Here is a 24833-nt window from a genome sequence, read left to right as displayed (position 1 = left end):
GAGGATTTTTGCGTCAGTTTTGGGATGTTTTTTTATTTAGAAGTCCCTAGTTGAGAGAATTCGAGTCTTATCTACTGAACAATTAGGAGAAGAATTTTTAGATTTTTCAAATGTGTCTGATTTAGTTGCTTGGCTTGAGGAAAATACAAGCAGTTGAAATAAGTTGATACATCACTTTTTGAGTTTTACCTTGTGGAGCAATTCATCTTTAATGCGGTTGAGAATTGAAGTCTCATCCAGGTTTGCCAAAATCCGATTAATCACTGCTTTTGGCCCATCAGGCCCCCAAGTCGCGCCATTGGCTAAATAAACTTTGGTAACTTGTCCAATCCCGTAAGAAGAAACACCAGCTACTCCCCCTTGGGTGATTGCTACCGATATATAAGGGCCTAGCGCAATACCACCCGTAGCTGTTGCAGAGATCCCAAGTAAAGTTTTTAATCCACTCAAGCCCAAATTTGCTAACAATTCACTAGCACCAATTCCGCCCATACTCAGGGCGATTTTTTGTAGCAATTGTACAGCCCCGGCTTCGGTCATGGAGAAGCCATAGAGTTTAGATAAACCCAAAATCAGAGCAATATCAATGACCACACTACTGAGAATATCTACCACAGTTACGGGATTAAGTGCGATCGCTAATGCCTTAGTCATCACAGCCTTCCAAATCAACTGATTGGCATTCTCTTCCCGAATCATCAGTTTTCGTTCTATCAACTGCTCATTTACGATATCGGCATAAAGCATAGTATTGAGGGCAACCAAAGCTTTACCCTCACGGTGGAGAATCTCCAATATTTTCAGCTTGAGTTCTTCTACTTGGGCATTACCTGTACGCAACTGTATGCCCCTAGTACCATCAGGGCGACGAATCGCCGTCTTCACCAATGGCGATGCCGCAGCCATGACAATTTCCAAAGGTGTGAGTAATTCCCGCACCCTTTCATCCCGAATTTTGTGATAAATTGCCATCCGGTCTGCTTCTGGATACTGGTCTACTTTGTTAAATACCAGAATGATCGGTTTACCTGCTTCCCGCAACTGAGAAAGGGCGGCGTATTCTAGCTTAGTCATGTCGCCAGATATCACAAACAGAATCAAATCGGCTTGTTTTGCAATCTGTTCAGCTAACGCGGCACGGGTTGCACCATCTACCTCGTCTAACCCAGGAGTGTCAATTAATTCCACCTGCGATTGACCTACACCAGGGAGAGTAACCCGCAAAGCACGTTCAGTTTCCCCAATCGCTTCCTCACTAATACTCCAATTAACTCTTTGTGCAGCACGAGTGACACCGTGCAGCGGCCCAGTTTCAAATACTGTTTGCCCAACCAAAGCATTGAGTAGCGAAGACTTACCACGTCCCACCATGCCAAAAGCCGCAATCTGCACCACCATGCGGTCTAACTTCCCCAGCATGGTTTCCAAATCAGCAATTTCCGTCTCTAACCCGGTCTTTTCTTGGGGGGTGAGGTCGAGATTGGCTACCAAGTTTCGCAGCGCCGTTTGTGCTTGTTTATAGTTCAGTTCCGTCTGAATGTCCTCAAAGCTGAAAATGGCACTATCCAGTTCTTCCTCCCAACTGAGAGAATTTGCGTTAGTCTTAGCGGAATCGCTTTGATGAGGTTCAGGCATGGGTAGTGTCGAAGTCATATTAATTTTAGATTTTAGATTTTAGATTTTAGATTTTAGATTTTAGATTTTAGATTTTAGATACACCCCGTTTACTATCCTAGTTATTTTTAGGAGCGGTTTGGGGAGATAAGGCAGACAAAGGAGACAAGGGGAATTAAGTATGCCCAATCCAGTTGGGGAAGATACCGATAAATATGAACTTCAGAACAACGTGCAATTTACGAAAATGACCAAAGAGAGATTTAAAAATTAAGTGATTAGGGTTCAAAAACGGGAATCTTAATACTATATGTAGATGTAAATGTAAAATAAACGTGACAAAACTAAGTTTAGATTTATACTAAAGAGATTTTTATATGGATAATGACAATCAGATAGACAATAACAATTTTCTCTACCAGCGCTATCGATATCTTGGCAAGTACACGCCTCAAAATTTTTTATTCAATGCTAATCTTCAAGAATTTTCTGAACGTGTCTGTTATCTCTCTAATCTACAGACTTCGGGAAAAATTTCTTCAGAGGAATGCTATGAGAGAATTGAGTTACTCTGGCAGCAGTTAACACAGAGCTTTAAGACGCTAATAAGTGATGAGTTTGACGTAACTGAATAATTGTTATAGCAGTTATCGTTTACGTGAAGTACACCCGTAGGGGCACGGCAATGCCCATTGGTGTCAACTTAAGCTAGAAATCGCTTGTTGACTTCCACGCCCGCCCAGAAATAAATTTCAGGGCTAATAGCCCAAGTCTACTGAAGTAGACTAAAGATTTTTCAGATTATTTAGTCATCTTCAGATGACTTTAGCTATTATTCTTGGAACTTCAGTTCCTTGCGGGACATGGCTTTTACGTTAAGTTGACACGTATGGGCAATGCCGTGCCCCTACACCTCGTGATGTAACGTTGTACTGCATCTGAATGGGAACCGCTATACGCCAATACGGTTCAGTTAAGGATTTTTGGTACTAATTTTAGACCTGTAGAGACGCGAAATTTCGCGTCTTTACCAAGGTTTTTGGGCTTAACTGAACTGTATTGCGCTATACGCTTGATTACTCCTAGTTTGCTAGTATTCTTTTAGTTAAATTTTATGTGCTAAATTATACACAAAAAATGAGTATTTATGGGTTGACTCTGATGATTTGTCTATATTGTCAACAGCGTATACATAGTGATATATATAGTGTGTACACTGTTGACGAAGTGGAGAAGTATGGGAAAAAAAACTAAGGAATCGCCTATTGTAAGCTTCCGTGTGCCACATTCTGTTGTCGAAAAGTTAATTACAGAAGGCAGATTGAAGCCTAACCATATAAAGTCAGAGTTATCCAACCTAGTCAAAGATGACTGGTTAACCTCTGTTGATGCTGGTGTAGAAGCGACTGTGAGTGTAAATACTGTTTATGAGCAACTAGCAAAAATAGATAGAGTTCTAGAAATACTTGAGGACAATAAGACTGTAAGGGTTGTTGATGCGAATGTAGACAGTGTTGACAAAATTAATTTTTCTCAAAGAGTAGACTCAATCTCGCCGGATAATCAGCTTGGAGAGGTTGCCAACAGTAATGTTGTACATCCCGTAGAGGAAATAAATGAGGATAATAAGTCTGTAAGCGTTATTGATGAAAACAGTATTGAGTCATTGAATTTGAAAAAAAATACTTATACGGCGCTTAAAGATGCACAAATTAACACAATAGAAGATTTAAATAAATACGGTGTCACAGGCTTGCGATCGCTGAAAAACTTGGGACATAAATCTGTATCTCAGATAGTTGAAGCATTGCAAAGCCGAGGGATTGAGTTACCAGAGTTACCAGACCCGGAACATACGCCTTCTCTCTGAGCAGTAATTCCAAAAGCTACGCGCTAGGACTTGATCAGCCATTTTCTATATCGCAGTGTAAAATTCGTTGTAGGCTGTGGGTTACAGGTTCTACAGTCTGACGATAAAAATCAATCAGCACAGATGCGCTAAGGTTCTCGCACAGTCAGAGATACAGTTATAAATTGAAGGCTAGAGTTAATTTTCTAACCCTAGCCTTCAATTTGTTATATGTATTGCTTTTCAACTATCTGTAGTTTAGACAGAATATTAGAAATAAAGCTTCAATTATTGTTGCCTTCCTTTCTTTTCATCCAGTGCTTTTTGTATAGCATCCCTGCAAAACTGAGGTGGATCGTCTTGCGCTTTGACTTCTTCTTTCATCTCTTTAGTAACCCGAAAACTTAATTGATCAGTTAATTCCTTGCTTGGTGGATTATCAAAGTTTTCGGGTTTACCTTTAGCTTTAGCCATTTATGTAGAAAAGTAAATATAGCTTGAAGTCGATGAAACCATCGGATTAGAGTTTCATTCGGTAGGCAATTCACCGTCGAAAGTTGTTACCTACCGATACCACTTTTGAAAAATGGGTAACTCTATTTTATGTTCACACGGTCAGAACTGGAAATCAAAAGCATCACCCAACTGAGAGATTTATGCAGACGCTACGGCATTAAGCCCACTGGCAACGCCGGATATAAAGCAAGCTGGATTACATCTTTAATGGCATTTCCCGCGCTTGCACTTTCTCAGATGGAAGAAGGCAAAGGACTAAAGCGATTATCCTTTGAGGCATACCAGAACATTGCAGTCGCACTTGATCAGCTAAACTCACCAACGGATGAGCAAGCCGCGCTAATCAAGCTAACGCTGGAGGGTAAACGGTATGAAGCTCCTAAGCGTTGGGAGCAAGAGAAGCTACTTAATCTCTACAAGGCGAAAATGAAACTTGAAGAAGTTATGGAACTGTTAGGGCAATAATTCGATTTGCGACCTAAGCTGTCTAGCTCACGACCGAATAAGGTTTGTGAGCTTTTTTGTGCTTATCTCTAGCTATAATTCTAAGTTGTTTAATAACTAGGATTATAGGTAAAGGGGTAGGGGTCTACCCTGCCTAAAATGGTTTTCGAGTTTTTGGACTATTTTCGCCAAAAAATTGTTCACGTTTTCAAGTAACGTCTATCTCTCTCTACCTTTTTTAGTTGTTTAAGAACTTGTTTAATAATTTGTTTAAAAACTGAGAATATAGGTAAAGGGATGACATAGCGGTGAATTTATGAGCATTTATTGAGCATGACTACTGTGTATAGAAGAATGCTAAAAACGACTGATAATTCACTTAAAGTAGCTTGTTTGACCATCAAATGAGCATTTTTAAGAGTAAAAGGGCTGAAAATGCCTATACTTCGCTTGTTTTCTTATGTACTGAAAAATGCATCTAAATAACTCGTTAGGATCTGGACTAAATTAACTGTGCGGAAAATCGTTATTGCCGGCAACTGGAAAATGTACAAAACCCAGGCAGATACCCAGGAGTTTTTACAAGGATTTCTGCCCCACTTAGAGGAAACCCCCGAAGGGCGAGAAGTGATATTGTGCCCTCCGTTCACTGATTTAAGTGTTTTGTCCAAGAGTTTGCACGGTAGCCTCATCCAACTGGGGGCACAAAATGTCCACTGGGAAGAATATGGAGCCTATACGGGTGAGATTTCTGCCCCAATGCTGACAGAACTTGGTGTGCGCTTTGTGATTGTCGGTCATAGCGAACGACGGCAATTCTTTTGTGAAACGGACGCAACCGTTAATCTACGCCTCCGAACTGCTCAAAGGTTTGGTTTGACCCCTATTCTCTGTGTTGGCGAAACTAAACAACAACGAGATGCGGGAGAAACTGAATCACTGATTTCTCTCCAACTCGACAAAGGCTTGGTAGATATCGATCAGGATAATTTAGTGATTGCTTATGAACCGATTTGGGCGATTGGTACTGGTGACACTTGTGAAGTCACGGAGGCGAATCGGATAATTGGCTTAATCCGTAGCCAGTTGAGTAATCCAAATGTATCAATTCAATATGGTGGCTCAGTTAAGCCGAACAATATTGATGAGATCATGGCTCAACCAGAAATTGATGGTGTTTTAGTAGGAGGAGCAAGTTTGGAAGCTGAGAGTTTCGCTCGGATTGTAAATTTTCAGTCCCTGTGATGTGCTTTTTTCTCGTTCCCATGCTCTGCATGGGAATGCCTAATGTAGATTTATGCCAAGGAACTTGATAATTCGAGGACGCTGTTTCGAGTGGGGACAGCGCACTTATTTGATGGGCATTTTGAATGTAACGCCTGATAGCTTTAGTGATGGGGGTGAGTTTAACACTACCTCTGCCGCTTTAGTACAGGCGCAAGCCCTCGTAGCTGCTGGTGCTGACATTATCGATGTGGGCGGTCAATCAACTCGACCAGGGGCAAAGCAAATAACTCTGGCAGAGGAACTTGACCGGGTGTTATCGGTGTTACAGGTGCTAAGACCAGAAATTTCAGTACCGATTTCTGTAGATACTACCCGTGCGGCTGTAGCCAGGGCATCTGTAGAAGCTGGAGCGGATATTATTAATGATATTTCTGGCGGCACTTTTGACTCAGAAATGTTACCAACTGTTGCAGAGTTAGGTGTGCCGATTATTTTAATGCATATCCGGGGAACACCACAGACAATGCAGCAACAGACTGATTATCAAGATTTGCTCAAAGAAATTTATAGTTTTTTAGATCGGCAAATTGAGGTAGCAACTGCTACGGGCATTGACCGGGATAAAATTATTATTGATCCTGGTATTGGTTTTGCTAAGAACTATGAGCAAAATTTAGAGATTTTTCGCCGCTTGCGATCGCTCTCAACACTCAACTGTCCTATCTTAATAGGAGCATCCCGTAAAAGTTTCATTGGTCGCATTTTAAATCAATCAGATCCCAAAGCACGAGTTTGGGGAACGGCGGCAGCTTGTTGCGCTGCTATTTTTAATGGCGCTGATATCCTCCGAGTTCATGATGTTCAAGAAATGCGCGATGTTTCACTAGTAGCCGATGCGCTACTGAGACAAGACGCATAGCCTGACTGTTAGGTATTACCGTTTTCGGTTTTTTTGCCATTACCTTCGTTATTTACTGACTCGGCTATCAACTCCTGAAACATTTCACTTGAGTTAGCTGGGTCTACAAAGACAATTTTGGCATTACTGCTCTCACCAAGTTTTTGGCTAGCATCTACGTAATCTTGAGCCACAAGATACCGCAGAATGTCCCTACTATCTGGATTGGAACGGAGAGCTTGAGAAATGATTTGCACTGAAGCCATAGTTCCTTCTGCTTTTTTAATCGCAGCTTCCTTTTCCCCTTCTGCTTCGGTAATTAGCGCCCGTTTTTTGATTTCAGCTGCTTGCTGTTCTTCCCTTGACTTCCGTACACTCTCAGGTAGGGTAATTCTCTGAAGGTCTAACCGGAGAATCTCAACTCCCCAATCTCCCGTTATCTCATTCAACTGGACTATGATAGCTGAGTGCATATCCGTTCTGGAGGCATTGGTCTGCTCCAGGGTATGCTGGGCAATGATTTCCCGGAGTGTGGTTGTAGTCACCTGTGTCAGTGCCCCTTGCAGATCCTCAATAGCATAAAAGCTTCTCTCAATATCTCTGATGCGCCAGTACACAACAGCGTCCACTTCCACGTCAATATTATCTTGGGTGATCACCTTCTGAGGCTTGATGTCTAAAATTTGCTCTCGCGTGGTATCTTCCATCACAATCTTATCTACCAAGGGAACAATAAAGTTCAGCCCAGGTTTAAGTTTGCGATGATACTGCCCCAGGCGTTCGACTAGGGCTTCATTACCTTGATTAATCAGTTTTGCAGAACCTAAGGCATAACCTATAAGCACTAAAACTATAAAAATGATTGGCGTCTCCATATATACTCCTATTCAGCTTTTGGGAGAATTTAGTGTCAAGGATATGCTAATAGCTTGTCATATCTTTGAGTTTAATGTTTTGAGTCTGTAATCTTATGAACACCAGCAGCGATGTCTGATGTCGATTCGCTGCGCGTCTTGTACATATTCTGTAAGTAGTCTGTTTGCAGAATGCGTAGAGAGCTACGCTTCTTGTCGTCAGACATCGCTATTAAAGCACCTTGATAAAACGCTGGCAAGGACTACTTGATGTAATCAATATTACTTGTACTGGCATTTTCAGATGCTTAGTAATTTAATTCAGTATATATACTTAAGTATATTTAAGTATATGTAAAATTTTAAAAGCTCCCTATAATCGGATTAAAATTGGTTTCAGCTATTAAAAATGCAAAAATATTATGGTCGGGCTGTTAATTAGACTTATAGGTTTAATCCTACTTTTTACAGGCTTACACTTTTTTAGCCAAAACATTATATTTGTTAGCGGTTACTATCTACCTTTTTTTCGCAGATTACCTACTATTGTTTACGTATCAGCGATTATGGCAGGTGCATTTGTATTGGTGTTTTTGATGAGACAAGGTACTAATCTTGCATGGATTTTTTTATGGATTGGCATAATACTAGTTTTCTTAAGCGGTGGAGTTATTTTAAAGCCAACTAGCTTATGGAATTTCATAATTGCTTTTGCAGCATTAATATCGGGATATAAATTACTAAATCAGGGCAGAATCAACTTTTAAAACCTGTCAATATAATCATATTTTTTTCATCTAATTTAGTAGCTAAAATTACATTATTAGCCAGTTGATAGTACAGGGATAAAAATTTAGCATTATAATTTCCCCCTTTTCTCTATTGCTTCTGAGATTGCATTAAGGCACTTAGATTAACTTTTAGTTAAGTAACGATTTCACGAGGCAGAAGCATACATAACCCTTGTCAACCGGACGAATAGCCTCTTAATCATGACTTTAGCTTAGGGGGGTTTTACTAAGGCTGAGGGTAATATTAGAATGGAAACTATTGATGATGAGGAACAGGCAATAATGACCCAGGTGGTTCTAGGAGAGAACGAAGGAATAGACTCAGCTTTGCGTCGGTTTAAACGTCAGGTTTCCAAAGCTGGGATATTAGCTGATGTGAAATATCATCGGCACTTTGAAACACCGATAGAAAAGCGCAAACGTAAGGCAGTGGCAGCTAGACGCACAAGACGTTTTAAATAAAGCTATTTGGTGTGATACTGGCGTTGCTTGAGGTTATGACCGAAAACAGGCAACAGCGCAAACGCCATTATCTTTACAAAAATTAAGCTATCAATGCCGCACCGCCAATTAGGGCGTAGATGAGTCACTTTTCCTATACATAGAGAGCGTTAAAGGCTTTATCTTGGTTGGATGGAGGAAGCTAAAATCGTTACCCATCAACCAAAACAAGCACCTTTAAACATCGGTTAGCTTTCTTTAGGAAGCTGACAGGACAGTATTCATCCAACCCTAAGATTCAGAATTATTAATGGTGCGGCTATTACAAACATTCATCGCCTTTTCTACCCCCTGCTTAAGGCTTAGTTCAATACACTCAACCACGAACTGAAGTACAAGAGACATCTGCTGATTTTCGGGCGCAGAAAATCGCCCCAGCACATGAGAAACAGCATCAGAATCATCGTTATTAGCTGCACCTTTGGGTTTACCAATACCGATTCGCAAACGGGGAAAGTTTTGGGTACTAAGATGTGCGATCGCACTTTTCATGCCGTTATGTCCCCCAGCTGAACCAGATAAGCGCAGACGAGTTTTTCCCAAGGGCAAATCCATATCGTCGTAAATCACCAGCACTGATTCAGGCGGCAATTTATACCAACTTGTCACCGCTTGTATTGCTTGTCCTGAGCGATTCATATAAGTTGACGGCTTTAGCAAACGAATTTTACCTCCACCTGGGGCCATACCCTCGCCATACTCACCCTGAAACTTGCGGTTTTCTGCTAAGGGAATGCGCCAAGAACGGGAGAGAGTTTCTACAGCAGCAAAGCCGATATTATGGCGTGTTTGGTCATACTTGCTTTCTGGATTCCCCAACCCGACAATTAGCTGGGGAATCACCAAAGCTGGTTGTGTAACAGCTTCTGTCATTTTGCCTACAGTCAATTGATCTGCATCACTCTTCTAGTACTCTGTCTCGTTAATTTTGATGAGTTTGTAGTAAGCACTTCAGTGCTTAAAAAATCCAGGACTAAAGTCCTTACTACGAACTTCACAGACTACTGCTAGGTTGGGAAGAACTAGCGGTATCCTGCTCAGATTTAGCAGGGTAGATTTGCTTAGGTTCCAATTCAGCAGTAGTTTTTACAACTTCTTCTAACTGTTCTGCTTCTTTTTGAAACTCGTTTTGAAAATCTTTGGAAGCTTCTTGGAAACTACGAATTGTTTTACCCACACTCCGACCAATCTCTGGCAGCTTTTTTGGGCCAAAGATTAACAGTGCTACTACCATAATTACAGCCATTTCCGGCAGACCGATACCAAATATATTCATTTTTGTCTCCTGTAAACTCTAAAACCACTACAGAAACTCACATATTATTTAGTCTACTCAATGGTTAGTATGCACTGAGCATTGACAAAAAAACCCGGAAGAACCGGGTGTAACATAACTTGTTATCCAAACTTGATAGCTGTGTATGCTTTAGCGCCCTAAACTCCGCCAATCGACTACTACATCCTCAACCAACAGTGTTCTATTGTAAAGTTGCAGAATAATTAGCAGAAACACAAAAAATAGCAAGATAAAAACAGCCATTACAGGGGTAGTACCCCAACCTGGAGCCACTTTCCCATACTCAGAGTTCAGTGGTTTCAGGATATCTCCCAACCTAGTCCTTTGTGCCATAGTTCACCTAATATTACTTGCCAAAGCTTTTTTTAATCTTCTGTAATATTCTATAAGAATAGCACTCATCATCTATTCTTCAATTATGGAACCCGCAATAGTTCTTAGCATTTCTGTGGCCGCCGTGGTGGTTGCCATCACTGGAATTTCGATTTATACCTCCTTTGGCCCTCCTAGCAAGCAATTGAACGATCCGTATGATGACCATGAAGATTAAAAGAGTCATTAGTCATTTGTCATTTGTCAATGGTCTGTGGAAAACCACAACTGACCACTGACATAGCACTAGTTACTTACTCCAGCCAGGGATTAATCGTCGGTATCACCTTGAAACTGGCGATTTTCCAAGGCTGTATTGTCAATACTTGTTGCCCAGATGAGAATTCAGTAGTAGAGGAACGCTCTAACAAATCTACAGGATCTCCTAGATTTAACCCTAAATCACTTTGCAAAGATAACTCGGCTGTTTCTCCGTGACATTCATAACACCGCAGAATTAACTGTTGTGGATCATCCTCAGATGGCTTGAAGGCCATCAAAATTAAATTTTCAGATGATAAATCTAGGAACCTCACCCCCAACTCCTCTTTGCTAGCGCAGAGGGGGGAATTTTTATCTAAGTTTTGATTAACGGGATTCAATATAACTTGCAACGGTATATTCAATTCATAGCCACGCCGTACTGTATGGGCTGATTCCCAGCTACCAGCATGAGGATACAAGGTATATGTGAACTCGTGAAAACCTCTATCAGCCTCTGAGTCTGGCCAATTGGAACTACGTAGCAGTGTCAAACGGAGTTGATTGGGTTTGCTGTCGTAACCGTATTTACAATCATTTAGTAAACTAACTCCGTAAATACCCTGTTGTGTTTCTCCTGTTAAATCAGCCCAATGCAAGGCGGGGACTTCCCATTTTGCCTGTTCTGCGGGGGTTTGCGGTTTAGTTGGGCGGCGAATCGCGCCACAGGGAATTTCATAAGTAGCAAAGTCTGCTTCGATATTCAAAGGAAAAGCAGCTTTCACTAATACATGATTTTCTTGCCAATTAACGGTAGTAGCTATTTTCAGCAGAGGTGAATTAGCTGGCAAAATATAGTCTTGGCAAAATTCCGATTCACCCAACTGACGCACCACGCGCACACGACTTTGCACTGGGCCTTGTTCTAACCACTGAATAGATAGAAGATTTGTTGAGGGTAAGGGATGTTGAGCATAATTGGGATCTATATTCCAAGCATCCCAATATTGACCACTGTCTTTAAAAGCTTGTAGTTGATTCCCAGCCCCACTCAAAACTTCTCGTTGATAAGTTTTATCAAAAACACTTGATAAATCTCCAGTATCAGGATCTATAACAACTCGTAGGAATTCATTTTCTAAAATCCAGTCTGGGAGCAGTGGGGGAGATGAGGGGGATGGGGGGGATGAGGGGGAAAGCCAAAATATCCGGTAGCCTACGGATGGAATTTCGGTGGCGAGAAATAGTAGTGTTGATGGTTTAGATAATTGAGAGACAACCTGCTTTCCAGAAGCATCGTAAATCTGCCATTCCTCTGGCGTGGGTAAAGCTACAGAGACTACCTCAGAGCGTTGCCAATTGAGAGAATTGAAAACGAAAATAGGCAAACTATCGGGTATTGGTGGTTCTGATAGGGTAATGTGAGATGCGATCGCTAAAAGTGATTCCTGTAATATCTTCGTTCCCATTTGTTCCACTTGCTGCCATTCGGGCAACGCATCTGTGTAAACTTGGGTAATTGAAGAACCAGGTAAAATATCATGAAACTGTTGAAATAACACCTGCTTCCAAGCTGCTTCGATTTCGGCTTTAGGATATGTCACACCACAGCTTACGTTTGCCAAGGTAGCAAATAGTTCAGCTTCATACAATAAATTTTCACAACGACGATTCCAGCGTTTTTGGTCTGCGTGTGTAGTGTAGCAACCGCGATGGAATTCTAAGTATAGTTCGTCATCCCAGGTGGGGAAGGGAGGGGAGGCGGGGGGGGAATCATGATTATCAACAGACGCGATGAATCGCGTCTCTACAATTTGCTGTAAATACTTTTCAGCCGTTGTGAATTCTAAATCTGGGAAGAAAGGGGACTTTTGCCAGCGTTGGGCGGTTTCTAACATATCACGGGTGGGGCCGCCGCCGTGGTCGCCGACACCGGGAAGCCAGAGGGATTCTGGTAAACTAGTTTGGGTTTGCCATTCCAGAGCGTAGGATGCCATTTTAACTGGGTCTATAGCTTCACCGATGGGTGCAGACATCAAACTAAAAACTTCGCTACCGTCAGGCGATCGCCACCAAAAAGTCCCATAATCAAATTTAGTAGTATCATTCCACCGCAACTTCTGCGTGACAAAATACTCAATGCCAGCATTAGCGAAAAACTGCGGTAAAGTGGCACAAAAACCAAAAGAATCTGGAACCCACACCACAGTCGAAAGCGTGCCAAATTTTTCTTGAATGTAGCGTTGACCATACAATAGCTGACGGACTATTGATTCACCAGCAATCAAGTTGAGTTCTGGTTCCACCCACATCCCGCCGACAACTTCCCAACGTCCAGCAACTACCTGTGCTTGAATTGCCCTGAATAAATCCGGGCGATGTTCTTCAATCCAAGCATAAAGTGCGGGAGTCGAATGACAAAAAATTAACTCAGGAAAATCTTCTTGTAACTTCAAAACCGACTCAAAAGTGTTTTGCGCCGCATTCCAAGTTTCACTCACAGGCCATAACCATGCTAAATCTAAATGAGCATGACCCAACAAGAAAATTTTAGATTTTTGATCCCCCCAACCCCCCTTAAAAAGGGGGGCTAAGATATCGGATTGAATTAGGTTTTGGCGTAATCTTACTAACTCTTCCTCCGTGTCCTCTGCGCCTTGGCGGTTCGTAACCTCCCCCACCATCGCCGCCAAAACATCCAACCTCTCCGGCGCAAACTTTTCCAAATAAAGTTGCACCACAGCTAACTCATCAGCCACAAAACCCGGATCGGGATTATTATCAATAGTAGACTCATAAACTAGGAGCGATCGCACTAAAGCACCATCACAATATCCCGGACTCACTAACCGCAAAGCCACAATAAACTCTTCCCCTGGCGTCACCCCTCGACCCAGAAGCACTCTAGGCGAACAATCAAATAAATCACCCTCCAGCACTAACTCCCCATTTACATAAATCTCAGCAGAATCTGCCCACCAAACCAACGCCAGCCGCAAAGATAACCCAGCTAAGGGATAGCCCTGTAAATCTTGAGGAACCACCACTCTTTGCACTAGCCATAACACTTTTTTCCCACCTGTCCAAGGGATATGTTCTTTAACATTTAACTGGACAGGTTGCCAATGAGACAAATCAGCAGCTACAACATCAGTAATAATCAGGTCAGATTCCTGGTATAGCCAAGTAGACTGAAGATTAACTTGACAAAAAGAGCGCAGTTGCTCAATTGCTTGTGAGATGATTTTGGTCTGGGATTGAGAGACAGTCGGGGTCATATATTCGCTAAGATGAGGTGTTGGTCGTTTTTATTGTTTGGCGCGAGTCTCACAACTTATACAAGACTTGAACTAAAAAATTACTACTATGTCTTCTGGTTCCTCTGGTCGTTATCAAAGCAGACTATTTAACTTTGTCCACCAGCAATCTCGGCGGGTGACACAACAGTGGGAACACACCTTCAGGCATTTGCAAGTTGCTACTAAGTGGGGTGTGGAGGTACTACTTTACCCAGTGTATCTACTGTTTCAGTCATCTGAATCATCTGGGAAAACGCTACAGACCAAAGAACCACAAACTAGACTAAAGTTACAACCAAATGATACCGATTTCCAGCCCGAAATTCCAAATGTAGATAGTCCCATTCAACATGTACTAGAGGCAGTCAATTATCTGTCATCTAATGAAGCTGCTTCTACTCCTACAAGAGTCAAACCTTTGGCTCTCCTGGAAGTTTTACGGATGAAATTCGCTGATAATAAGTCTACAAATAATCCTAATTTTACTCAATTATCAAATATTACTGAAAATCAGAGTGGAAGTCTCAACCCTTTACAGCTAGAAAATGCTCTCAATCAGCATCTTCTAGTAGTGCGGGGGATTGCCACAAATTTGATGACCCGTCGTTTAGTACTTGTTACTGCCGACAATGAAATTCTAGATATTTTGACACTCCAGCAGCAAGCAAAATTAGAAGACCGAATTATTAACGAAATTGCTAATTACTGGAAGTCCTGGCGATTGATTATAGCTAAACAAGAAACAAAGCTATTACCACAAATTGACCGTTTATTAGCAAGGCTTACTGATGGGGATACAGATAAAAATTCAGTTTTAGCCGAGGGCATACCAAAAGATTTACTTAATACAGATAGATTATTAGAATTTATAGATATAGCCGTTGCTAAATTGGAATCAAATGCTTTAGTACCTGTGCAAGAACGTAGCCAAGAAATTGTTCAAGTTGCCCAAACTCAATTAAATATATTTCTTTATGGCAAAGAGCAATTAGCTGCTAAGGGAAAAATTACAGCCAATGCTGACGGTTTAGAAACTCATACACTGAATCTTCAAGCTTTGATTGAGGCAGCGCTTAATTACTTTTTTGGTATTGGAAATAGAAAAACACTTGAGTCAACAACCAGTGATGATAAATTGCCAGGTAAAGTATTATCATCACGCCAGAGAAAGTCTTTATCCAAAAACTCTCAGTTAGAGAACCAGGATTTAACAGATGATCCTTGGCTAACATGGAATGATTTATTTGGCGACACCGAAACCATCGCCCAAAAACCAGTTACACTTTCTGGGAGGACAAATCCGGCTTTAGTCTCAAGTTTATCATTAGCAGATGTTCCACAAAATAATTTGACTGTAAAACAACCTAAAGTTGGATCTGGTTTGATGCGAAGAAGTCAAAAAACATCTAGAATGGCTTCTGCAAAACAAACTCGAACTAGCATTTCCCAAAGTAAAAGCGAGAGTTGTAAAGGGGAAATTTTACACCAGCAATTTCACCAAAACAGTCAAGTTGAGGCGCAGCCAGACTGGATAGAAACCAAAGCAACTTCAGCAGGTTACGAGAAACACCCCTTAGAGCAACTTCTAGAATGGGTTGATTATGTTATGCTCTGGCTAGAAGAGAGATTTGTAAAGATTTTTCAGTCGTTATGGCAACTATGGCAGAGGAAATAATTCGTAATGACCAAATAATTATAAATTCATAATTCATAATTCATAAATTTTAAAATGGGTGTAGCTTGCTGGGAAAATATCTAAAAAACTAACCAGATGATTGACCATAGCGATCGCCTCATGTCTCGTAGAGAAGGCAGATTTCAGGGTGTTGGAGGACTTGACCTGTATTACCAAAGCTGGCATCTTGAGGGTAAAGTACGGGCAATATTAACCATTGTACATGGACTTGGAGGGCATAGCGATCGCTACAATAATATAGTTCAGCATTTGATACCTAAACAATATGCTGTCTACGCCTTAGATTTGCGTGGTCATGGACGCTCATCAGGTCAGCTCGGCTATATCAACGCTTGGAGTGAGTTTTGCGAAGATTTAGGAGCCTTTTTAGAGTTAATTCAGACTCAGAATCCTGGATGCCCAATTTTTCTTTTGGGTCATAGTTTAGGTGGGGTGATTATCTTAGATTATATTCTGCGCCATCCTCAACAAGCATCAGTTTTGCAAGGTGCGATCGCTCTAGCGCCAAGCTTGGGGAAAGTTGGGGTTTCACCGATTCGGCTGCTTTTAGGAAAAATGCTCTCACGGGTGTGGCCGCGTTTTAGCCTGAATACAGGCATTGACCTGAGTGCTGGTTCACGAGATCCGCAGGTTTTAGCTGCATCCGCTCAGGATACACTACGACATACCCTTGCTACTGCCCGTCTGGCTACAGAATTTTTTGCAACACTTGATTGGATTAATGCTCATGTAGCTGATTGGCAATTACCATTGTTGATTCTCCACGGTGGTGCAGACCGAGTGGCTTTACCTGCGGGAAGTGACATCTTTTACCAACGGGTAAAATGTAAAGATAAGCTGAGAATCGAGTATCCGGGAGCCTATCACGAAATTCAGAGTGACCTAAATTACCGTGAGGTACTGGCTGATTTAGAAGATTGGTTAGAGCGACATCTACCACCCCAGACAGCGCAGTTAGGACGGGGAAGCAGTGAGTTAGCTTGATCAAAAAGAAGCCTCTCGCCGTTCCCGTTGGGAGGCGACGAGATGAATTTTTGGGCGATAAGGAGTCCCACCCCCGACCAATAATGACTGTCACTCATTGAGGGAGTGGGGTGGGCGACGAATCGCCAAGCTCTGAACTAGGGTTCTCAGCGCTTCAGACATCGGTATATCTAAACTTTGTGCAAACTCCTTTAAAAGCCTCAACTCCCTATCATTAAGCCTTGTTTCAACTCTATTTGTTCTAGACATAGTTACGACAATTCACCGTAACTATGATATACTTAATTGGTGCAGGTTTAATCAAATTAATAGCTAACTGCTTCCTGCACGCAGTAAAATTGACAACTCAGAGTATGGGGTTCTACCCAGTAATAGACGCTTCTGCGTCGCCACTGTGGGTAGGTAAAACTCTGACAGTACAAAGGTATTTGAACATTTTTGTATTGTTCAACTGTGCAAAGGGGCATCTCGTGCAGTCTAAACAAAGCGAAAGTTTTTGTCCGACGGGATACCGGGAGTCGCTGAGAAGCCTACACTGTATTGCTTGCAATCAGTGTAGGAGTATGTCACAGTTTCCTAGTTTTTAGAAGCTAAGTTTTAAAAGTAGATCAGCCCGAATTATCAACTTTACTTCTATTAAAGAGGCGATCGAGTCACAGCATAATCTGACAACACTGGTAAATTTGACCCAACACATAGTGCAAATTCGTCAGCTAACTTATCTGCAATGAGTTCAAATTCCTCATCGTTGAGTTGACCCTGTGTCTGAAGCTTCGTAATCAACTGAGTGCGTTTTCCTTCTTGACCTTTGCACTGTTGATCTTGAAAGATTAGCTCTTGAAGATATTCACTGGCGGAACTATAATCGCCTTTAGCTACTTGTTCTTCGACAAAGACTTTCATCGACTCAGGTAAGGAAATCTGAATGTTAGTCATAGCTTGAGATATCTAGTGAGCGATTTTATCTACTACCTTAGCACTGCGATCGCATCTACTTCTATCAAACAAGCGATCGCATATTAAAGAATCAGTTATGTACATTATCTGAAAAATATATTGCTGAGGATACAGAGTTTTTGCCAACCAAGATCGGTTCTCCCTTTACTCCTCCACGGGTAAGAGTACAAATCTTATAAAGGTTTTCGCACTCAAAGATTGCCATAACTAGCTCTTTCCCAGTTTGATAAGAAGGTGGTAAGGGTTTACCTACCTCGCATTCCATATCAATTTCGCGATCGCGCCATTGTAACTTCCAAATACGCTTTTCGGTTATTGGTGCTTTGACAGACCGAGCAAAAGCACTATACACCTGCTCTGCTTTGATATCATCCTTGGCTGCTGGCACAAAAAACTTCATAGGCTTTGGTTACAAGTAACGTAATTTTACTAGCACCAGCGTAACGCAGTTACCAAGGTAATCGGCTTCCATCCCATGAGAAAAACTGTCCACTATCGCCTTCTTGAAGCTGTTCGATGACAGTCAGTAATTGGGTAACAGTGCGTTCCACTGAGAATAATTTTTCCGCAGGTACATTTCCCTGGAAAGGACGGGAAAGGCGCGTATCAGTTGTACCAGGATGCAATGTCACTATTAATGCTTTAGGACAACTTCTTTTATACTCAATTGCCGCAGTTCGCATCAACATATTGAGTGCTGCTTTAGAAGCGCGATAGCCATACCATCCACCAAGTTGGTTATCGCCAATACTACCCAATTTAGCAGAAATAGTGGCAAACACGCTGCGTTCTCCATGACGAAACAAAGGCAATAGATGTTTAGCCAGTAAAACAGCACCAATACTATTTATTTGAAAGTAGCGCAGCAAATTTTCTGAATTGATCTGTCTTAAGCTTTTTTCTGGTTGTAAAGTATCCTCATGCAACAGTCCTACACAGTTGACTACCAAATGCAATTTGTCAACTTGGGTACGTATTTTTTGAACAGCTTCAACAATCTGCAATTCGTCAGTAATATCTATCTCCAAACAAATTAATCGCCCAGAATGTTCGCCTGCAAGAGCTATTAAATCGGAGGCTGATTCCGGTTGACGAGAAGTTGCATAAACTTTGGCTATTCTGTCATCTTGTAGCAATTTTTTTACAAAACCCAAACCAATACCTTGGCTAGCTCCCACAATCAATGCATTCACAGGATTAATTTCATCGATAAAAGACATATAGCAATTCTATTTGATTTGTGAAAAATATAGATTAGGAAACGAACCGCCTTCGCGTTAGCGTCTCGTTAGAGAAGGACGCAAAGGAAAGAAAGAAGAAAGAGAGATATAATTTTCACGAATGATTTAGGACTGCTATATCAATTTAGGGGGAGCAATGCGATTTTGTGAGGTGCTTAAAATTCGGGTACTAAATCACCCATTTAGGGCTGCGATCGCAGCCAAATAACTGTTTTTATTGAGAATCTAGCTCTATAACTGAGAATTAAAGTCCGATCTAACAAAATCGCATTGCTCCCCAATTTAGGTCAGTTGTGGAGGTATTTTATATTCGTAGCGAGAGACAAAATAAGCGCCAACTTGTCTGTCGCTGTGATGACGGAAACCAAAGTCTTCATATACTGCTCTTAAGCGCGGACGCGAAGCATCGCAATCTAGACGTAAATAACGTTTACCAAATGTTTGTGCGTGTTCAACAGCCCAAGTAAGTAGTGCTGAAGAGACTTTACCGCCAGAGCAATGTCGCCGAATAGCAAGACGATGTACAAATGCTGACTCTTCCTGAGAAATGTCAGGCCAGAAAAGTAAATCCTCAAGCTGAAACTTGATTGTACCAACTGGTTCACCCGCCCATTCAGCAATAAAAAACAAGCCGTTGGCAACATCTTCCGAGATATTTTCTGGCGAAACCTCGCTATCACGCCACAGAGGCATACCACGCTTCTGGAGCCACAAAGCTGCTTCTAATAAAACATCTGAGACTATCAGCGTATCTTGTATGGTTGCTTGGCGAATTGAGATGTACATTTAGTTATCAATTGCAGGTTAAGTTGAATAATAGTAAAACTTCACACAGATTACTATAAATGTTGGGTTGCATTTCGCTTTTGGCAATATACCCTTTATTTACCAATACAAAATTTGCTAAAAATTTTATCCAAAACTGATTCTGTAACCTCTTCACCAGTAATTTCTCCTAATGCCTGAATCGCACCCCGTAAGTCAATTGTCCAAAAATCAAGAGGTAGCTGCTGGGCAATTGTTGCTTGTACTTGTTCCAAAGAAATTTTAGATTGAGTTAATGCTGCTGCTTGCCTTTGGTTAATGGCTAAATCCATATCAGCAGCTTGGAGTTTTCCTGCTCTAACTATCTCTAAAATTGCTGTTTCTAAAGCATCAATGCCTTGATTTTGGGCTGCGGCTGTGACAATTTTAGATTTTGGATTTTGGATTTTGGATTGAAGATATTTGCTTTCGTCTTCTTCTAATAAATCGATTTTGTTAATAACTAGAATTAATGGACGGTGTTTTACCTGTTCGTAAATTTCTCGATCGCCTTCCGTCCAACCGGCTGAAGCATCAATGGTAAGCAAGACTAAATCTGCTGCATTTGCGGCACGACGCGATCGCTCGACGCCAATTTTCTCCACTTGGTCTGTTGTTTCCCGAATCCCTGCTGTATCAAGCACTTGTACAGGAATTCCCCCGACAACTAACTGAGATTCCACCACATCGCGGGTTGTACCGGGTAAATCAGTCACAATGGCGCGATCGCTCTGGCTCCAAGCGTTCAATAAGCTCGACTTACCCACATTCGGACGCCCCACAATTGCCACTTTTAAACCTGTACGTAGCAACTCACCTTTGTCTTTGGTTGCCAATAACCTAGTGATTTCTGCGGCAATTTTCTCGATTTCTGATATTATGACTTTATCATCCAACGGGGGCAGGTCTTCCTCAAAATCGATTCGAGCTTCGATTTCTGCCAAAATATCCAAACAGTTGGCGCGTAACTGCCGGATCGGATGAGCTAATTTCCCCTGCAAACCAGCTAAGGCAGTTTGAGCAGCTTGAGGCGATTTAGCTCCCACTAAATCAGCAATACCTTCGGCTTGAGTTAAATCCAATCGTCCATTCAAAAAGGCGCGGAGAGTAAATTCTCCTGGTTGGGCTAGTCTAGCGCCGTTTTCCAAACAGAGTTGTAATACCTGTTGCACTGCCATAATTCCCCCGTGGCAATGGAATTCCACCACATCTTCACGGGTGTAAGAACGGGGTGCTTTCATAATCAGCAACAGGGCTTCATCTACCAGTTGTTGCGTCTGAGGATGGCGAATGTAACCGTAGAGAATCTGGTGACTTTCCCAAACTTGCCGTCCTGGTGCATGAAAAAGAGTTTGGGCTAGAGCCATTGCTTGGGAACCAGACACCCGCACAATACCAACACTACCCTGTTGGGGGACAACAGCAGTGGCGATCGCAGCGATAGTTCCAGTAATAGCAAAAACTTCTGACATGAGCGCCTTTCATAAGAATGAGGAGAGACACGATTAATTACGTCTCTAGTTAGGAGTCAAAATCATAACTCATAACCGATAACTTTCTAAATGGTAAGTATTTAGACTAATAGGATGGCAACTGGCAAGGTAAAATTTACCTGGAGGGTAATGCCTGATAGGAAAGAGTTAGGGGTGAATATTATAACTCTTGTACAGACGCGATTAATCGCGTCTCTGCTCATAACTTTTAGAGAGAGGAATTTACTGTGGAGCAAAAAATTAACTGCGCTGTAGCCTGTGTTAACGGGTGTGTTTTAGGGGATAAATGCCCCAATATCGAGTATAGAGAGGCGGCTGCAAAATTTATTGAAGAGACTCCCTTAGACAAAATGTTGGAGTTGGCACAAGAACGCCTGCGAAAAAAAATGACAGAACCGCCAAAATGGGTTCTTCCTGAAGATATATAACATTCGCGCCAACAGGCACAAGCAAGACAGTGCAAAGGTTAAATAGTATCTGGATCTATATTTAATTCTCGCAGTTTTGCCGCCAAGCGATCGCTACGTTGCTTTTCTTGTTCAGCGCGTTGCTTTTCTTGTTCAGCGCGTTGCTTTTCTTGTTCAGCCTGTTGTGCAACTTCTTCCGGTGTTGGAACCAGTTCTCCTTCAGGCGTGAAAAAGCGTAACTTTTCTTGATAAACACCTAAATATAAACCTAGCTGTTGACTCCACAACCAGCCTTGGGGATTGGGTTCTAGTGGTTGATATTCACCATCAAGCAAATGAAACCCTGTAAATTCTAAAGTTTCTGGGTCAAACCAGAAGTAATCTGGTGTGCGAAAGATATCTTGGTAAATTTGTTTTTTTAAGCCCTTATCAGTATCGCCTGTGCTATTTGAGAGAATTTCTATAATTAGATTGGGATATTTGCCATCTTCTTCCCAAACAACCCAGCTTTTACGGGGTTTGCGTTCAGTCCCTAGTACTACAAAAAAATCTGGCCCCCGGAAGTTTTCTGATTTGCGCTGGCGTGGACTGTAGTAAATGGTGAGATTACCCGATGCATAAAAGTCATTACGATTTTGCCACAGCCACTCTAAGCATTGAATCAGCAGTGTCATTTGTAGCCGATGTAAGTCAGTTTCCAAAGGCGGTTCGTCACTATATAAATCCCCTGGCGGAAATATAACATCTTTTGAAACTTGAAAATCTTTGGCGACAGACATGGCAGCAAGTGTCTTAGTGCTATAAGTTTAGCGTAGCAGTGAGGAGCGTAGACGTGCAGCAAGCAGTTTGTCAGTATATCTCTCAGGTATTATGAAGCTAGTCCACAAGAGGTTGTACAAGAACTTTTTCGGATGCAAGCTGTCCCTTTTGATGTAGAGTCAGCAATTACAAAAGGTGTATACATTCAGCTAAGAAACAGAGTAGAAAATCTTTTAAATGAACTGTATATCATCACAAAAGGACTTGAGGAATTTCATGCTGACTATATTCAATGTAATTCCTATATGCTTCCGATTCTTCAGCGCCTTGCCAATATTACAAGTAAGGCGGCGTTAAAAAAACAAATTGGCAATGTATCGGATAATGCTATTTCACAACCAGCAGCTAAAAAACTGGCTGAAATATTGAATAAACGAAAGCCTGGCCAGACTATGACTCGCCAACAAATTTTGCAGAGTATTGAACCAACTCTTGAGGGCATTGTCCGTGATTTAGTAGGTAGAGTACTTCTTGAACGTATTGTTGCTAAGGCTCTTGATGATGCTAACGTTCCTTATAAGTTAGAGTCTGAATATAGCTCTCTTGAGGGTGTTATTTATAACTTCCGAGCCGACTTTGCTATTCCAGATGAAAAATTTCCAAAAGCTCTTATAGAGGTAAGAAAGTCATCTTCCAGACACGCTTCACTATATGCAAAAGACAAAATGTTTTCAGCGATTAACTGGAAAGGCAAGAATAAGGAATTGCTTGCAGTTCTTGTAGTAGATGGAGAATGGACATCTGAAACTCTGAAAGCGATGACAAGGGTATTCGATTATGTTGTTCCCCTCAATCGATCTTCTGATGTAGCGACGGCTATTTATGAATACTTACAAGGTGACATATCTAAGCTGAAATGGCAAATCAACTTTTCAATTACTCCAGCTAATTTAAAGATTGATAAAGATTAGTTTTAATATGCTGAAAGGCTAAATATCTAAGCCAACAACCATTAACTCAGGCGGATGCTCAACAATGAACTGGTAATATACCTCTCGTCGCTCCTGGGGTGGAAGAGTTAACTGCCATTCTAAAATTCCCATTTCACCAAGTTGAATTTGCGGGTTGCTGCGGCTCAGACGCACTTTAATTTGCTCGTTGCGGCTAACTGGCAATTGTTCAGTTATTTCCAGATTTACTTCTTTCTCTAATAAGTTAGTAATGAACAACCGATAACTATAAGTAATCCGGCGCTGGTTGCTAATTAATTTTTTATCTACCAGACGTTCAACTAATTCGCGCTCAATTTTTAAACCTTCATCAATCCCTAAGTTCAGTTTAAATTCTTGCCCTGGTGCAATATTTTCTAACTGAGTTGTTCCTATAAAAACATTGTCGCGGAAAATATTCGCTTTGCCTGGTAACAAAGTCGCACCGTTGGAATTATTTTTTACATTGGCTTGCAAGTAAGCAAAACTTACCAAGCGTGGCATTGCCACATAATCGAAGCTACAAGGATAATCATCATTGAAAATTGTAGTTTTATGAGGTGCGCCATCACTAGGAATGTTACCGCCACCATTCAATTTAAAGGTAACTACACTCCCTTCTTTGGATACTTCTGCTGTAACGGTTTCTGCTGGGATGAGACTATCCTCTGTAACTTCGTCTTGTTCTTGCCAATTTTCTTCACCAGCAGGGGCTGCTATGGTAGGTAGGAGTGGTGGCTGGGCAGCAAATCGTCGTTGTCGTAACAGTTGTGGACGTGGGGCATCAATATACCAGGGTTCAAGTTTGGGTGGGAGTGTACCTAATCCCGGTTTAGCGGTAGAAAGGGTGAGAACTGCACCAATCCAATCTTCACCAGTGCTTTGAGTGATTTCTGCAAGGTAGCTCAAATGGACAATATCGCTGGTGGTGCTACGCAAGTCATATAGCGGAGTCCAACTGGCGCGATTTACTATGTAAGACACCTCTAATTCAAATTTACCTTCACCTGCAACTTCAACTCCTACAACTAAGCTAAAACTCTCTTTAGGATGGGGTGTTTGGATTTTTTGCAATGAAGTGTGGAGTGCTTGCAGTTGTTTGTCTAATTCCTGCTGTTGGGTTTTGCACTCTCCAGATGCGATCGCATACTCACTATACTGGCTTCCGAGAAAGTTTAAAAAATCCAAAGTTTCACTCAGGCTAAGATTTTTCCGAGACAAACTCTGTGCAAAGGGTTCCTCTGTTTTTTCACGCAACCCGGCGATAAAACTAGACTGCAATGCTAAAGCATCGACTTGGGCTTGCAGGTGGCGTTTTTCTGCTTCTAACTGCTGAATTTGCCTTGTTAAATGTGCAAGCTCCGCTACAGGTTCAGTGGTGTAGATGCGATCGCTACTTACTCCAAGCATTCGCACCCCTACCGTACCAGTACCACTCACCCTGATAGACTCAGTTTCCATCTCTGGCACTGGGGTAATTACTAATTCCTGTTCAATTCCTGTTAAATCAACTACACCACGCCGTGTAACCAATGCTCTGTCAGCATATACGGTAACAGCTACAATCTCGCTTTGTACTGTTTTGCGCCAAGACGGTATTTCCGGGTTAACCACTGCCAGTTTTCCCCCATTCTTAATGG

27 protein-coding genes and 1 pseudogene are annotated in these 24833 nt (G+C 41.7%); 13 read left to right on the top strand and 15 right to left on the bottom strand.

What is annotated here, in order from left to right; genetic code table 11:
* Nucleotides 1-43: 43 nt before the first annotated feature.
* Nucleotides 44-157 (top strand): annotated as a pseudogene (locus tag D1367_RS17535) (DUF4351 domain-containing protein); the annotation flags it as partial.
* Nucleotides 158-171: 14 nt separating this feature from the next.
* Here the strand turns inward: D1367_RS17535 and D1367_RS17530 are convergent.
* A complete protein-coding gene (locus tag D1367_RS17530; protein WP_118167543.1) occupies nucleotides 172-1653 on the bottom strand; it encodes a GTP-binding protein in 1482 nt (493 codons plus the stop codon).
* A gap of 338 nt (nucleotides 1654-1991) precedes the next feature.
* Here D1367_RS17530 and D1367_RS17525 point away from each other — a divergent pair, with 338 nt between their 5' ends.
* Nucleotides 1992-2249: a DUF7219 family protein gene (locus tag D1367_RS17525; RefSeq protein WP_118167542.1), complete on the top strand. Its 258-nt coding sequence runs from the start codon at nucleotides 1992-1994 to the stop codon at nucleotides 2247-2249.
* Between the two features lie 602 nt (nucleotides 2250-2851).
* Nucleotides 2852-3484, top strand: coding sequence for a DNA-directed RNA polymerase subunit alpha C-terminal domain-containing protein (locus tag D1367_RS17520; protein WP_118167541.1), 633 nt, complete (start codon nucleotides 2852-2854; stop codon nucleotides 3482-3484).
* Between the two features lie 267 nt (nucleotides 3485-3751).
* Here the strand turns inward: D1367_RS17520 and D1367_RS17515 are convergent, their stop codons facing one another.
* A complete protein-coding gene (locus tag D1367_RS17515) occupies nucleotides 3752-3937 on the bottom strand; it encodes a hypothetical protein (protein WP_118167540.1) in 186 nt (61 codons plus the stop codon).
* Nucleotides 3938-4066: 129 nt separating this feature from the next.
* On the opposite strand from D1367_RS17515, the gene D1367_RS17510 reads away from it, so the two are divergent.
* The 3 genes from D1367_RS17510 (at nucleotide 4067) to folP (ending at nucleotide 6569) form a co-directional block, all read left to right on the top strand.
* Nucleotides 4067-4444 (top strand): hypothetical protein, encoded by a 378-nt coding sequence (locus D1367_RS17510; RefSeq protein ID WP_118167539.1) that lies wholly within the window; start codon nucleotides 4067-4069, stop codon nucleotides 4442-4444.
* Nucleotides 4445-4936: 492 nt separating this feature from the next.
* Nucleotides 4937-5668 (top strand): triose-phosphate isomerase, encoded by a 732-nt coding sequence (gene tpiA / locus D1367_RS17505; protein ID WP_118167538.1) that lies wholly within the window; start codon nucleotides 4937-4939, stop codon nucleotides 5666-5668.
* Nucleotides 5669-5720: 52 nt separating this feature from the next.
* A complete protein-coding gene (gene folP, locus D1367_RS17500; RefSeq protein ID WP_118167537.1) occupies nucleotides 5721-6569 on the top strand; it encodes a dihydropteroate synthase in 849 nt (282 codons plus the stop codon).
* Nucleotides 6570-6577: 8 nt separating this feature from the next.
* Here the strand turns inward: folP and D1367_RS17495 are convergent, their stop codons facing one another.
* Both D1367_RS17495 and D1367_RS32825 read right to left on the bottom strand, forming a co-directional pair.
* Nucleotides 6578-7423 carry an SPFH domain-containing protein gene (locus D1367_RS17495; RefSeq protein WP_118167536.1) on the bottom strand — a complete coding sequence of 282 codons (846 nt, stop codon included), beginning with the start codon at nucleotides 7421-7423 and terminating at the stop codon, nucleotides 6578-6580.
* Nucleotides 7424-7494: 71 nt separating this feature from the next.
* Complete coding sequence (locus tag D1367_RS32825; RefSeq protein WP_267255659.1) at nucleotides 7495-7629, bottom strand: hypothetical protein; 135 nt, start codon at nucleotides 7627-7629, stop codon at nucleotides 7495-7497.
* A 339-nt stretch (nucleotides 7630-7968) separates the two neighbouring features.
* Here D1367_RS32825 and D1367_RS33105 point away from each other — a divergent pair, with 339 nt between their 5' ends.
* Nucleotides 7969-8169: a hypothetical protein gene (locus D1367_RS33105; protein WP_323808691.1), complete on the top strand. Its 201-nt coding sequence runs from the start codon at nucleotides 7969-7971 to the stop codon at nucleotides 8167-8169.
* Nucleotides 8170-8475: 306 nt separating this feature from the next.
* Nucleotides 8476-8655 carry a 30S ribosomal protein S21 gene (rpsU, locus tag D1367_RS17485; protein WP_069073049.1) on the top strand — a complete coding sequence of 60 codons (180 nt, stop codon included), beginning with the start codon at nucleotides 8476-8478 and terminating at the stop codon, nucleotides 8653-8655.
* Between the two features lie 270 nt (nucleotides 8656-8925).
* Here rpsU and pth read toward each other — a convergent pair whose 3' ends face one another.
* The 3 genes from pth to psbH all read right to left on the bottom strand — a co-directional run bounded on the left by pth (nucleotide 8926) and on the right by psbH (nucleotide 10324).
* On the bottom strand, nucleotides 8926-9567 hold the full coding sequence (gene pth / locus D1367_RS17480; RefSeq protein ID WP_118167534.1) for an aminoacyl-tRNA hydrolase: 642 nt from the start codon (nucleotides 9565-9567) through the stop codon (nucleotides 8926-8928).
* 121 nt (nucleotides 9568-9688) lie between these two features.
* On the bottom strand, nucleotides 9689-9970 hold the full coding sequence (locus D1367_RS17475; protein ID WP_118167533.1) for a TatA/E family twin arginine-targeting protein translocase: 282 nt from the start codon (nucleotides 9968-9970) through the stop codon (nucleotides 9689-9691).
* Nucleotides 9971-10120: 150 nt separating this feature from the next.
* The gene (gene psbH, locus D1367_RS17470) at nucleotides 10121-10324 is read right to left on the bottom strand and encodes a photosystem II reaction center phosphoprotein PsbH (RefSeq protein WP_109011888.1); all 204 of its coding nucleotides are present in this window, start codon (nucleotides 10322-10324) and stop codon (nucleotides 10121-10123) included.
* 85 nt (nucleotides 10325-10409) lie between these two features.
* Here psbH and psbN point away from each other — a divergent pair, with 85 nt between their 5' ends.
* The gene (gene psbN / locus D1367_RS17465; RefSeq protein WP_118167532.1) at nucleotides 10410-10541 is read left to right on the top strand and encodes a photosystem II reaction center protein PsbN; all 132 of its coding nucleotides are present in this window, start codon (nucleotides 10410-10412) and stop codon (nucleotides 10539-10541) included.
* Between the two features lie 76 nt (nucleotides 10542-10617).
* On the opposite strand, the gene D1367_RS17460 is transcribed toward psbN, so the two are convergent.
* Nucleotides 10618-13842 carry an alpha-mannosidase gene (locus D1367_RS17460; RefSeq protein ID WP_118167531.1) on the bottom strand — a complete coding sequence of 1075 codons (3225 nt, stop codon included), beginning with the start codon at nucleotides 13840-13842 and terminating at the stop codon, nucleotides 10618-10620.
* Between the two features lie 88 nt (nucleotides 13843-13930).
* Between D1367_RS17460 and D1367_RS17455 the strand changes: the two genes are divergently transcribed.
* Nucleotides 13931-15538, top strand: coding sequence for a hypothetical protein (locus D1367_RS17455; protein ID WP_118167530.1), 1608 nt, complete (start codon nucleotides 13931-13933; stop codon nucleotides 15536-15538).
* Between the two features lie 96 nt (nucleotides 15539-15634).
* The gene (locus D1367_RS17450) at nucleotides 15635-16543 is read left to right on the top strand and encodes an alpha/beta hydrolase (protein WP_118167529.1); all 909 of its coding nucleotides are present in this window, start codon (nucleotides 15635-15637) and stop codon (nucleotides 16541-16543) included.
* A 636-nt stretch (nucleotides 16544-17179) separates the two neighbouring features.
* Here D1367_RS17450 and D1367_RS17445 read toward each other — a convergent pair.
* The 5 genes from D1367_RS17445 to mnmE all read right to left on the bottom strand — a co-directional run bounded on the left by D1367_RS17445 (nucleotide 17180) and on the right by mnmE (nucleotide 21017).
* The gene (locus D1367_RS17445; RefSeq protein WP_118167528.1) at nucleotides 17180-17479 is read right to left on the bottom strand and encodes a ribbon-helix-helix domain-containing protein; all 300 of its coding nucleotides are present in this window, start codon (nucleotides 17477-17479) and stop codon (nucleotides 17180-17182) included.
* A 91-nt stretch (nucleotides 17480-17570) separates the two neighbouring features.
* Entirely contained in the window at nucleotides 17571-17900 is a 330-nt protein-coding gene (locus D1367_RS17440) for a hypothetical protein (RefSeq protein ID WP_118167527.1), read from the bottom strand.
* 49 nt (nucleotides 17901-17949) lie between these two features.
* On the bottom strand, nucleotides 17950-18720 hold the full coding sequence (locus tag D1367_RS17435) for an SDR family NAD(P)-dependent oxidoreductase (protein ID WP_118167526.1): 771 nt from the start codon (nucleotides 18718-18720) through the stop codon (nucleotides 17950-17952).
* A gap of 303 nt (nucleotides 18721-19023) precedes the next feature.
* Nucleotides 19024-19527, bottom strand: a complete 504-nt coding sequence (locus D1367_RS17430; protein WP_118167525.1) for a GNAT family N-acetyltransferase — start codon at nucleotides 19525-19527, stop codon at nucleotides 19024-19026.
* Between the two features lie 95 nt (nucleotides 19528-19622).
* Nucleotides 19623-21017 (bottom strand): tRNA uridine-5-carboxymethylaminomethyl(34) synthesis GTPase MnmE, encoded by a 1395-nt coding sequence (mnmE, locus tag D1367_RS17425; protein ID WP_118167524.1) that lies wholly within the window; start codon nucleotides 21015-21017, stop codon nucleotides 19623-19625.
* A 248-nt stretch (nucleotides 21018-21265) separates the two neighbouring features.
* Here mnmE and D1367_RS17420 point away from each other — a divergent pair, with 248 nt between their 5' ends.
* Nucleotides 21266-21466 carry a hypothetical protein gene (locus tag D1367_RS17420; protein ID WP_118167523.1) on the top strand — a complete coding sequence of 67 codons (201 nt, stop codon included), beginning with the start codon at nucleotides 21266-21268 and terminating at the stop codon, nucleotides 21464-21466.
* Nucleotides 21467-21504: 38 nt separating this feature from the next.
* Here the strand turns inward: D1367_RS17420 and D1367_RS17415 are convergent, their stop codons facing one another.
* Complete coding sequence (locus tag D1367_RS17415) at nucleotides 21505-22224, bottom strand: Uma2 family endonuclease (RefSeq protein WP_118167522.1); 720 nt, start codon at nucleotides 22222-22224, stop codon at nucleotides 21505-21507.
* A gap of 132 nt (nucleotides 22225-22356) precedes the next feature.
* Between D1367_RS17415 and D1367_RS17410 the strand changes: the two genes are divergently transcribed.
* On the top strand, nucleotides 22357-23175 hold the full coding sequence (locus D1367_RS17410) for a hypothetical protein (protein ID WP_118167521.1): 819 nt from the start codon (nucleotides 22357-22359) through the stop codon (nucleotides 23173-23175).
* An 18-nt stretch (nucleotides 23176-23193) separates the two neighbouring features.
* On the opposite strand, the gene D1367_RS17405 is transcribed toward D1367_RS17410, so the two are convergent.
* Nucleotides 23194-24807, bottom strand: coding sequence for a mucoidy inhibitor MuiA family protein (locus D1367_RS17405; RefSeq protein WP_118167520.1), 1614 nt, complete (start codon nucleotides 24805-24807; stop codon nucleotides 23194-23196).
* Nucleotides 24808-24833: the final 26 nt, after the last annotated feature.

This window comes from Nostoc sphaeroides, assembly GCF_003443655.1.
In the GTDB taxonomy this organism is placed as follows: Bacteria; Cyanobacteriota; Cyanobacteriia; order Cyanobacteriales; family Nostocaceae; genus Nostoc; species Nostoc sphaeroides.
The sequence above is the reverse complement of the archived record's forward strand: the minus strand, read 5'-3'. Positions and strand labels throughout refer to the sequence as shown.